This window comes from Allobosea sp. P4_E12, assembly GCF_056401655.1.
Genome location: NZ_JBFUIY010000071.1, coordinates 1 through 11,420, shown reverse-complemented (window position 1 = coordinate 11,420; position 11,420 = coordinate 1). Strand labels below are relative to the sequence as shown.

At 61.5% G+C, this 11,420-nt stretch carries 6 protein-coding genes and 2 pseudogenes; 6 read left to right on the top strand and 2 right to left on the bottom strand.

Features of this window, described 5'->3' with window-relative positions:
• Positions 1-163: transposase (locus AC1DW9_RS35265; RefSeq protein WP_476855347.1), on the bottom strand; the 163-nt coding region annotated here is incomplete at its 3' end.
• A gap of 157 nt (positions 164-320) precedes the next feature.
• On the opposite strand from AC1DW9_RS35265, the pseudogene AC1DW9_RS35260 reads away from it, so the two are divergent.
• The 5 genes and pseudogenes from AC1DW9_RS35260 to AC1DW9_RS35240 form a co-directional block, all read left to right on the top strand.
• A pseudogene (locus AC1DW9_RS35260) lies at positions 321-413 on the top strand (IS6 family transposase); the annotation flags it as partial.
• A 133-nt stretch (positions 414-546) separates the two neighbouring features.
• A complete protein-coding gene (locus tag AC1DW9_RS35255) occupies positions 547-2,040 on the top strand; it encodes an ABC transporter substrate-binding protein (protein WP_441508949.1) in 1,494 nt (497 codons plus the stop codon).
• A gap of 860 nt (positions 2,041-2,900) precedes the next feature.
• A complete protein-coding gene (locus tag AC1DW9_RS35250; protein WP_441508948.1) occupies positions 2,901-3,899 on the top strand; it encodes a DMT family transporter in 999 nt (332 codons plus the stop codon).
• A 381-nt stretch (positions 3,900-4,280) separates the two neighbouring features.
• Positions 4,281-4,505: pseudogene (locus AC1DW9_RS35245) on the top strand (site-specific integrase); the annotation flags it as partial.
• Between the two features lie 511 nt (positions 4,506-5,016).
• On the top strand, positions 5,017-8,382 hold the full coding sequence (locus AC1DW9_RS35240) for an autotransporter family protein (protein WP_476777458.1): 3,366 nt from the start codon (positions 5,017-5,019) through the stop codon (positions 8,380-8,382).
• A 1,202-nt stretch (positions 8,383-9,584) separates the two neighbouring features.
• On the opposite strand, the gene AC1DW9_RS35235 is transcribed toward AC1DW9_RS35240, so the two are convergent.
• Positions 9,585-10,583, bottom strand: a complete 999-nt coding sequence (locus AC1DW9_RS35235) for a hypothetical protein (protein ID WP_476855346.1) — start codon at positions 10,581-10,583, stop codon at positions 9,585-9,587.
• A 501-nt stretch (positions 10,584-11,084) separates the two neighbouring features.
• Between AC1DW9_RS35235 and AC1DW9_RS35230 the strand changes: the two genes are divergently transcribed.
• A partial coding sequence (locus tag AC1DW9_RS35230) for a helix-turn-helix domain-containing protein (protein ID WP_476855345.1) occupies positions 11,085-11,420 on the top strand: 336 nt, incomplete at its 3' end.

Below are 11,420 nucleotides of genomic sequence, written 5' to 3'. Positions count from 1 at the left end.
GCGCAACCTCGCTCACCGTCGCGCTCGGCTCGTAGCTCTCCGCCACGATCCTTGCCTTGTCGTCGTCCGACCAATCCCGTCGGCGTCCGGTCCCGGTGAAGACCTCGAACCTCCGAACCGGCTCATCGTCGCTGGATTTAAGCGTAAGCTCTGAAATCGTCATGTGCCGAAGCCCTCAGGGGCTTCCAACATCGTCGCTCAGACCGTTGCCGGAAAGGTGGCGCCGGGACACCGCTTACCATTGCTGTCTCCTACGAGACGGTGAGGCGCCGGGCCCTGAAATTCGGGCGGGAATAAGCCCGTAGCCTGTCGGCGGCAGCGGCGGCCAGAAGCACTGGCTGTGGCGCGCCGTCGATCAAGAGGGTTATGTTCTTGATGAGTTCACGCAGAACGGCTCGGCGAAGAAACGCCTCCATTGGATTTTGACCGCGAGAGAACGTTCTATTTTCACATGTCACAATAGAATTGTGGTCATTTCGGCGCGGTGCGAAACTGACGGACTATCCGAAAGGCACAGGCCCCAACGCGCTCCAAAAGGACCAGATGATGAAGCTCAAGGTTGGCCGATGGCTGGTTGCAGCCGCCTTGGGGTTCGCCACCCCTGCGCTTGCCAGTGCAGACCGCTTGGTGGTGGATCTGGCGGCCGAACCGTCGACGCTCGATCCGCAGATCCAGTGGAATCCCGATAGCTACTACGTCTACCGCAACATCTTCGACAACCTCGTCACCCGCGACGACAAGGGCGATATCATCCCTCAGATCGCCACCTCTTGGCGCAGCCTGTCCAATACGGAAATCCTATTCACGCTGCGCAGTGACGTGACCTTCCATGACGGCTCAAAACTCACCGCCGAGGATGTCGCCTTCAGCATCAAGCGTATCACCGACGCGTCCTTCGGGAGCCCGCAGCGCGGGCAGTTCGACAAGATCGTTGCCGCCGTACCCCTCTCGGCGACGGAGGTGAAACTTGTCACCGACGGGCCCTATCCGGCTTTGCTCGCCCAGCTCGTGAAGCTCTCGATCGTGCCAAAGGCGGTCGTCGAGAAAGTCGGCAACGACCCCTTCAATCTCAAGCCGGTCGGGAGCGGTCCGTATCGTTTCGAAAGCTGGCAGCGCGGCGTTGCCGTGACCCTGAAGCGCAACGATGACTATTGGGGCACCAAGGGTCCATTCCCGACCGTGCTCTTTCGCGCCGTGCCTGATGGTGCGACACGCGTCGCCAATCTGCAGGCGGGGAGCTCCGACCTTGCCGTGGGGCTCGACAACGACCAACTCGCCCAATTCAAGATGTCGCAGCGGGTTAAGCCCCTGACGGCCCTAACCGAGCGCCTCGCCTATCTGCGCCTCAATCCGAACCAGCCCCCCTTCGATAACCCCAAGATTCGCGAAGCCGTGGCGCGAGCTGTCGACAAACAGGGCATCATCGACGGCATTCTGGGCGGGCAGGAGAAGCCCATAGCGCAGATGTTGACGCCGGCACATTTTGGCTGGGCCGAGGGCATCGCCGGCCCCACCTACGACCCGGCGCGCGCCAAGGCGCTTGTCGCCGAGGCCGGGGCTGCAGCCAAAGTGCCATTTGCGCTGACCACCGCGCCCTTCTTCGATCAGCGTGTCGTCCAGGCGATCCAACAGCAATTGCGCGATGTAGGGTTCGAGGTGACGATCACCTTGGTCGACACGCCGAGCTTCCTTCAAAGGACCCAGCGCGGACCCCTCGACTCTCCCATCCTCGCCATCAGCCGCTCCTCCTGCGCTTGCCAAGACGCGGACGGTGCGCTGTACCAACTCTTCCACTCCGGCAATGGCTGGACAATCGTCGAGAACAAGGAGATCGACGGGCTGCTCGACCGCGCGCGCGCGACGCTCGATCCCGCAGTACGATTGGCCGATTATCGCAAGATTCATGAAATTGTTGCGGCGACACTGCCCGTCGTACCTCTTTATCAGACCGTCGTCGGCTATGGTGCCGCCAAGCCACTGCAATTCAAACCGACGCCGAACGAAAGTCTGTTCCTCAACCGCATGCGTTGGGGGGAGTGATTCGAGCCTAGCTGGCATTGGCACGTTAACTGCCGGCGAGCGTCAGGGACTGAACCGGTCGCCGCCGGGTTCGGAAGCGCAAACCTACCTAGGCTTGGTCGATCGAATTCGGTTTCTCGCGAAAGTCATGCCCTGAACCCAGTCGGCCAATCATCCTGTTGCTGCGTGACCCGGTCGATTGGTCAGCCGACGGAGTCATACAAATGCCTCCGATCCCGAATGGGGGCGATTAATTCGGCGCGCCCCAATAGCGAATACATCACCATCCGCTCGGAGCCATGGCCGCACGTCCTCTCAGACATCGGCCTAAATGATTCAAAAGAAACCATAAGCACGGCGGGTGGCTGCCCCGACTTTGCGCGTTTGCGACCGTCCAGCAAGAGGCGCAGAGGCCGTTCGGGAGCGGGTTATCAGGCGCATGTGGACCCCCACCCTCGGTTCGCCTGACAATCCACTTCCCGACGCTCGGCTACGCGCCAAGGTCATAGAACTCCTCACCTTGACGCTCCCGACAGCCAAGGCGTCCGATCTCGTCGATAGGCTCCGTAATCTCGACGGTATGTCGGACGTAAGGAGGCTGCCTTTGCTTTTGAGCGCCGAGAACCCTCCCCTGGCCTTCAGTTGATCGGATGCCGGCAGCCTTGGCGGATGTGGAGCTACCCGCCCGTCATGCATCGCCGTGCTTCGGCTTCGGGATCGCGCGGATGCAAGTAAGGGGCACCCATCGGGAAGGCAGGGCGCGACGACGGAGGACCACATCGCATGCAAATTTCACATGGCGGGTAGGGCTTCTTCGCTCGGCGATTGCGCCGCGAATTCATAGTTTGATCACGATCATGCGTCTTGCTTGAACCAAGGATATGGCGCGCCGCCAGATCGAAATTCCCGATCGGATCGATATGTCACCCCCGTCTGCAGCTGCCACCGCGGCCGATTGCGATGCCTATTCCTCTGACGTATCGATAAGGAAGCCTCCTACCCGTCCCGCCGGTATCTCGTTACCCGCGGACAACACCCTCCTCGCCATAGGTCTCATCCTGGCGAGCACATTGTTCTTCGCCGCCGGAGACGTCTCGGCGAAACTCCTGACGGCAAGCCTTCCCGGCGTGCAAGTGGCGTGGTTGCGCTATCTCGTATTCGTCATTCTGGTTGTGCCGACCGCGTTCGCTATGAGCGGCAGGCGCGCCCTCGTGGCCGCCTCGCCCGGCATGCAGACCCTTCGTGGCCTCGCAGTGGCTGCCTCCGCGATGCTCTTTATTTTGGGCCTCACGCAGCTTCCCGTTGCGGAGGCAACCGCCATCAACTTCATATCGCCCATCTTCATCACGGCCCTGTCCATCCCAATGCTCGGCGAGAAGGTGGGCCTTCGCCGCTGGGCAGCGGCAGCGGTCGGCTTTGCAGGCGTGCTCATCGTCGTGCGACCGGGCACCGCTGGGTTCAGCTTGGCGGCTCTCCTTCCAATGGGCGCCGCCATGTGCTGGGCGGTGGCCGCGATCGTGACGCGAAAGTTGCATGCCGAGCGGTCGGAGGTGACGATGGCCTGGTCCGCGCTCATCGGCTTCGCGGTGCTGTCCGCGGGCGTGGCCTTCTCCTGGCATCCTTTGACACTGCGGGAGATCGGGATCGGCGTGGCCATGGGCTTGTTCTCGACCATCGGTCACTGGCTGGTCATCCTCGCCTTCAAGAAGGCCCCTGCATCGACGATCGCCCCGTTCTCGTACGTGCAGCTCGCCTCCGCCGCCCTGCTCTCCTTCGCCATCTTCGGGGCCGTCCCCGAGGGAATGACCTTCCTCGGAGGCGCGGTGATCGCGGCGAGCGGACTCTACACGGCCCACCGGGAACGCATCCGGGCTAGGTAGCTGTCGGCGAGCGAGGCTATGGAGCGTCTCGCCAGCCATGTAGTCTTAGCCACCTGGCGCTTGAAATCAGGTGCTGTGGGCGCGGTATCGGGCAATGGCTTAGGCCGTCGCGATCTTCGCATGGGCGAACAGGCTGATGCCGCAATCGGGCGATCGATCCGAGCTGCGGTGCGAAAACCGCCTTTATCGCGCCCGGAACCCCTTGGGAGAACGGCTTCATCGGGTCGTATGTGAATAGGCATCCAATTTGACCCCGGATCGGCGTCCTGCGTGACCCCGCGTATCTCGAATATTCGCTAATCGATTCAGGAACCTGCCGCCGATTTGATGGGGTGAGCCTTGGGCGCCGATCGGGGGTCAAACGGTATGCCGCTTCACAAATACAGCCGGCTCCTCGACGAATGGGTTGCCTTCATCGGGCTAGACGCAGCGCTTTACGGGACCCACAGCCTCCGTCGGACCAAAGTGGCCCTCATCTACAAGCGCAGCGGCAATTTGCGAGCATGCCAGCTTCTCCTTGGCCACACCAAGTTGGAAAGCACCGTGCGTTACCTGGGCATCGAGGTCGATGATGCCCTCATTCTGTCGGAGCAGACGGATCTGTGATGACCTCAGGCACGGTAGGCGACCGCCGTGCCTCGTCGCGAACGGCTAATTCGGGTGGAATCCAGAAGTTCGCCACGCTGCACCGCTGGCATAAGCGCGCCACCGCCAAACATTGGCGGACTGCCCGAAAGCAGACGTCGCTAGATTGAAGTTCAGCGGCTGATCATGGTCCCTTCCCTACGGTCATAATGCCTGTCTCCGTCGGCCCCGTAACTGCGCCGACAACAAAATTCAGCCGGTGATTGGGTCGTACGATCGAAAACCGTAGCGTCCGCGCAACAGATTCTCAAGATATGCGGGTCCGCATCGACGCCGACCATGCCCACGTAAACATTTTGTAGATGTCGCCGGTGCTTTCTCTGAGCATCGTCACTGCGTAGCCTATGTGATTCTGATTCTCAGCTGCCTTTGCCTCTGCCTTTGATTCTGACTTCGACTGCTCGCAACGTGAGCGCGTACTGATCACGCTCGCGAGCTACACGCGAAAGGGAGCGGTATGGATTGGGGGCGTGTGCTTTCGGGCGCCGGCGTGAAACGTCGGAAACTTTGGCTTCTGGCGGCCTCCGCGCTGACGCAGTTATTCTTGGGCATCTCGGGGGGGGCCGCCCTGGCGCAAACGTGTGGGGCACTTGACGGATCCAATAGCGCTACCTGCACATCGGCCGGCAACGACTATCCCGGCGGCATCAATTACACAACCAACAATACGCCCATCTTAGTCACGCTTCAGCCGGGTGCCCGGGTCGTCATCCCCAATGGCTCTGGTGTCGTAGACTCGGTCAACCTTGCGAACACCACGGGCCCGATCGGTACGCCCGGCGCCAATGCCACTCTGACCGTGGACGGTGCCTTCATCGACAATACCGCTGTCACTGGCCCTAATAAATCTGGGCTGCGAATACAGGCCAGCGGGAGCGCCATAATTACGGCAACGAATACCGAAGTTCATGTGACCGGTCTCCAAAGCACCAATGCGATTTGGGCGATCGTTCTGCCAAGCTCGACCCTGACCACGGCGGCAACGGTGAACTATAACGGTCCGGGGGTGACCTCGATCGGCACGGATTTCTCGACCGTCATCCAGGCGGACAATCGCGGGAGCGGTCCTGCCACCATCGAAGCAACCGGGGATATGACAGGCATCGCGCTCGGAGCCGGCGCCAACGGTATCACTGGCCTGTTCGCTTCCGGGGGAAGCAGCGGAACGGTACTGTATCACGGCGGCTCGATCGCCGTCCGTGGGAACTTTGCCAACGGCATCTATGCGGCAGGCAACACGGCTACAGTCACCACCGATCCGGGCACGACCATCACGGTCTTGAGCCTGACCGGCGAACGGCTGAAGCCGGGCATCGCTCTTGATTCGTTCGGGACTGCGGCGGCCAATGATGCGCTGATCGCAAACGTGGCGTCGACAATCCAGATGGCGGGTCCCGCGGCTCCAGATCCCGGTCTCCGCAACAACGGTTACGGCATTCGAGCGTTCAGCTTTCTGGACGCGCCAATCTCGGTGAACTACACCGGCCCAGGCATTACGACGTTTGGCGGGAACGGGATGGGCATCGTTGCTCTTTCCGGCGGGGGTAGCGTCAATGTGACTTCATCCGGCCCAATCACGACGCACGGCTCCGGGGCAGTCGGCATTTTCGTCGATAGCACCAACCTGGTTGCAAGCTCGCCGAGCGAGTTCCGGCCGACGCCGGTCTTCACCGGAGTGCCGACCGGGACGGTGCAGGTGAATGCCACGAATGTCTTGACCACAGGGCAGTTCAGCTCCGGGATCGTCGCGAAGGGAGCACGCGACGTTACGGTCAACGTCGCGCCAGGCGGATCGATCATGGGTGGCTGGCAGGCCGACCTTACCGGCGGCTCAAGCCTCTTCGGTCTGCCCGCCGCCGGCGTGGTGCTGAGTTCGACCGGCGGCATCGCGACCCTGATCAATGATGGCAGCATCGGCGCACTGTCAGATCGCGCGGTACTGGGCGATCCGGTAATCATCAACAACGGCACGATGACGGGTTTTGTCACGCTATCGGGGGTCAACAGCTACATCAACAATGGCGCCTTCAACCTGCGCCACTTTGCCGACACCAACGGCGACAGCTTACGCGACACGGTGCGTGTCGCTGTTTCGGATCTTGGCGGACCGGGCAGCACGTTCGCAAACAATGGGACTTTGGCCTTGTTGGGGGCTCCGGGCGCTACGACGCTCGACAGCACCGGGCAATACTTGCCGCAGGGCAACGTGCTGAATGCTATGGCAATTGGTGGGCCGGTGCAGGGCCAGCTCGTCGGTGTCTCCAGCTTCGTCAACAGCGGCGCGATCGATCTTCAAGCCAACCCGGTGCCTGGCGATGTGTTGACCATTACCGGCGCCCCTACGGCAGGCAGCTTCGGCGGCGGCGTGTTCACCTCGAACGGCGGATCGCTTCGGCTCGACACCGTGCTCGATAGCGGCGAGCCTTCCCACTCAGACGTATTGGTGGTGGACGGAAGCAGCGTGGGCGCCGGCGGCGCCACGCAAATTCTGGTCCGGAATGCCGGTGGCCTCGGCGCGATCACACCGGGCAATGGCATTCTTGTGGTGGACGTTCCCGCGGGGGGCGGAAGCACCCAGCCCGGGACGTTTGCGCTGGGCGGCGCCGCGGTTGCGGGTCCATTTGAGTATCAACTGTTTCGCGGCGGGGTCGCAGGCGCTGCGCCTGCGCCCGATAGCTGGTACCTTCGTTCGACACTTGCTCCGCCCGAACCGATCCCGCCCGGTCCTGGCTCGACGCCCCCGAACTCGGGAATTCCGAATTTCCGGCGCGAAGTCTCGCTTTATGCCGCGCTTCCGGCAATGGGACTGACCTATGGCCGCACCCTGATCGACAGCCTGCATGAACGGGTCGGTGAATTGCACCCGCTCGCGCTGCCGCCGGTCAGCGAGGAGCGGACGATCTGGTGCAAGAATCCGGAGAAAAACTTTCGCTGCACCACCACCGTGCAACTTCCGGTCGGCGCCAGCGTCCCCGGCAGCTCCTATGCTTCGGCCGGCTGGGCCCGGATCATCGGCCAGCACGGCAACCAGGACGGTGGCCCCTGGGGCATCTACCGCAACGGCCCGAACTACGATTACGACATGTACGCCTTCCAGGCCGGGCTCGATCTCTATCGCAGCCTCGGCACTGACGGCAGCCGCAACCACGCCGGCCTCTATGCCGCGATCGGACGGATCGAAGGCGATGTCACCCATTTCAACGGTATCAAGGCCGGCACCAACACCATCGACGGCTATTCGCTCGGCGCCTACTGGACGCATTTCGGACCGTCCGGCTGGTATCTCGACGGGGTCGTGCAGGGCACCTGGTACGATGCGGAGGCCGATTCAAAACGCTTGATCAAGTTGAAGCGCGATGGTTTCGGCTTCGCGGCCTCGCTCGAGGGCGGTTATCCGCTCCAGCTAGGCAACGGCTTCATCCTTGAGCCACAGGCACAGATGATCTACCAGACCCTGGCCAACGGATCCGGCCGTGACGAGGCGGCGCTGGTGCGCTTCAGCGATGCCGATTCTCTGGCCGGCCGCATCGGCGCCCGCCTGGCCAAGAGCTGGACGCTGGAGGAGGATCCGCGCGCCAAGCCCCGCCTGCTCACCGCCTGGCTGAAGGCGAGCCTCTGGAACGAGTTCCTCGGCGATCCCAAGACCTCGTTCTCCTCGGCCACGGGGCTGATCCCCTTCCACGCCGATCTCGGCGGCTCCTGGGCCGAACTCAGGACCGGTGTCGACGCCCAGATCAGCAGGAACACAGCGCTCTACGCGTCGGCCGGTTACTCGATCGGGCTCAATGGCCGCTCGCGCGCCTATGACGGCCGGCTTGGGATCAAAGTAAGTTGGTAGCGCAAGCTGTGAGCGTCCCTGAGACCGTTGCTGAAGGGGCAAAGCGATCGACGCTACATCTAAAGGGCGAGTGCGGCCAGCGCGTCACCTGGTAGGCGCGGGCGTCTGCGGGGGAGCTTCGCGATTGCACCAACCCGGCTGTCCTTACCCTGTCTTGCCTTCAGTCGAGTTGCCCGGAAGCGGACCCTGCAGATGTCGGTGACGGGCCGCCAGGCTAGGATGATTTAATTTCCGAGTTGGGTCGTTTCCGGAAAGGACGACGGCGGACCACCAACGTCCGGGATGGGAGCCGGCCGGATTGCATCAAGGCGTTCCGTTCGGCGCGCCCAGTTCCTCATCGACCTCGCCCTCGAAGGCGCGCTTCTTCCCCACGATGAAGCGTCGGTAGCCTTCAGGGCCGATCTAGGCATTGACACCCGCCGTCTCGGCACGTTTCCGCTTGCCGATCGGGACGGCATCTCCTCAGTCGGGCTGAGTTTGCGGTCCGGTCGGCAGGAGCTTTGCCATTTTCCTGAGGTTCTGGACGGTGGCTACGACGAGAGCGGACGTCGTTCCCCAAGCAGACATGCGATGGAACCGGACGTGGTAATGGGCTACCTTCCAAATTGGCTTCCCAAGAAGCTGTCTCCATTGGACCTTAAGTCCTACGTCTACATAGTTTTCGAGATGGAGACCCGGGAGCGATCAATGCGGTGTACCCGATATTCGAGCGCGGTTGTCATTGGCCTTGTAGCGAGCAGCCTGGTTGCAAACGTGAAGGCGGCAGAGGGCCCCTTAGTCACCTATCAAGGAGCCTGGCTCGCGGACGACCTCGCTTGTGGAGACGTATTCACGCCGGGGCGTAAGGGAATGATGTTCAAGGTCCCTACGGAGCTATTCGTCCCTGCCTTCATTATCTCCGGGGATCGCATCAGCACGCCTTGGACGGCCTGCCGGATTGGCGCCGTCAGCCGCATCGGCGACCGTGATAACCTGTCACTATTCTGCGTCCACTCTGTTACCCGCACCCAGTCCTCCGCGATCCTAGCAAAAGGGTCAGACGGGCGCTTAAAGCGCTATTCCAACGCCAGCGATCAAACCGGCAGCAACTACAGGCTCTGCAGTAAATAGGCCTCCGGAGGTCTCAGTGTGACACTGACAGACCGCCGGTAAGCAGATCTTCGGTTGGTGCTTTATGCCCCCGGCTTCGCGGGGATCGCCCCTTAGGGGACCTTCGACGATGCATGCAATGGGGGCTTGATGGCCTGAGCGACCGCTGCGGCGATCTTCTGCGCTACGCCACTTTCGAGATCGATGATGTTCCCGGAATGCAGGTCGGCCTCGTAAATAGCGGACCAGCGAATGGCGGCCGTTTCTCCATCTACGAGCCGGCTGGTTATTCTGAGCTTGTTATCGGCAGCACGGATCATCCCCTCAAGGATGTGCCGGGCGCCGAGCTGACGCCGGGCAGCGGATGATCGCTGCGCCAGGTCATCGGAAGCCTCGCTTCGGACGATTGTCAGCCTCTGAAACGTAGCGAGCTGCGAGAGCATCTCTTCGGAAAGACCGGCGGCGAAAACACCGGCCTCTGGCGGCGGGGACAGGTTGACGAATGGCATTACGAGAAGGGAGAGACCCGGGGTGCTTGTCGATGAAGCAGCCGGTCGTGATGAATCCCCCATTACCATGACTGTCACAACGGTACCGATCGTCAGCGCAGTAACCGAGCCGACGCGCCAGGGGCGTCTGAGCCAGCCGAAGAAGTCTGGACGGGGCTGGGATAGCGGCTGCGGCTCGGGCGGTGAGAGGGGCTGCCCAAGCAACGGATCGTCCAGTCTCCATGCGAAGCTCGGCACGTAGCTTCCCTTGGGAATTTCGATCAGGACCCGGTCTGTCTTGCCTTCAAGAAAGTAATATCGCTCCAATGCGCGCCGGAGCCGACCGGCCTCGATGCGCACGACCGGATCGTTCAGAATGTCGATATTCGTATCCCGGCCAAAAACTTCGACCGCGATCGAATAGGCCTTTATGCGGTCGGCCCGGCCAGCGAGCGTCTGCTCAATCACATAGGTCAGAAACCGCCGCAGCCGATCGGGAGCGCTGAAATCGCGGCTTGCCAAAATGCAATGCAGTTGCGCGTGGATATCGGCTTCGCATGGCGCGGGCATCGGTTGGGAGCGCGAGGCATCAGGAACAAAACTCGATGTCGCTTGCCGATTCATGGGGTTAATTCTCCCGCCGATCAACCCAGGCACGCGCATGATGCTCAGATGGGGCGATCGCTGCAACCCCAATTTGAGGGTACTCGCTCAGATTTCAGAACTCCTATGGTCGCATCGCGCAATATTCGTGCAAAAATACTTGCCGAACGTCGAGCGAACTACGATGGCCCGCCGCAACAATAATGCGGTCGACGCTCAGGCTTGACGTTCCGTCCCGCCTTTGACGTTCCGTCTCAGATAGATGCTCGAATTTCGAACTAATTCCGCACCACTGGGCCAGCACAGTCGTCACCCGCCGTGTTGACGGACTCTTTTGATTTAATTGGGCCGATGTCTGAGAGGACGAGCGCCCATCGTTTCGAACGGGTGCTGATGTATACGGTGCGGGGGCACCGGCTTAATCCCCCCTTTCCTTATCGGAGTTATTTGCGCGACGTTGGTCGGCTGACAGGTCGACCTGCTCAGACAACAAAAGGATGATTGGGGGGCTGGATTCGGGTCATGACGCTCGCGAGAAGACCGAATTCGATCGATCGAGACGTGGGTTCGCGCTTGCGAGCGCGAAGGCAGCTCATTGGCCTCAGCCAGTCACAACTAGCGGAGCAGTTGGGCATCACGTTTCAACAGGTCCAGAAATACGAAAGCGGATCGAATCGGCTCAGCGCGAGCCGTCTTCAGCTCATCGCGAACATCCTTGAGGTCCCGGTGGGTTACTTTTTTGAAGCGGCGGCGATTGAAAGCATCGCGCCGCTGGAACGCTTACGGGAAGATCGTGCCGCCGATATCGCTGACTTGCTCTCGACCAGCGAAGGAATTCGTCTCGTCAAGTCTCGTCAA

Coding starts and splice junctions, on each gene's coding strand:
- AC1DW9_RS35250 (WP_441508948.1), top strand. CDS start 2,901: ATGGCGCGCCGCCAGATCGAAATTCCCGATCGGATCGATATGTCACCC.
- AC1DW9_RS35235 (WP_476855346.1), bottom strand. CDS start 10,583: ATGAATCGGCAAGCGACATCGAGTTTTGTTCCTGATGCCTCGCGCTCC.
- AC1DW9_RS35255 (WP_441508949.1), top strand. CDS start 547: ATGAAGCTCAAGGTTGGCCGATGGCTGGTTGCAGCCGCCTTGGGGTTC.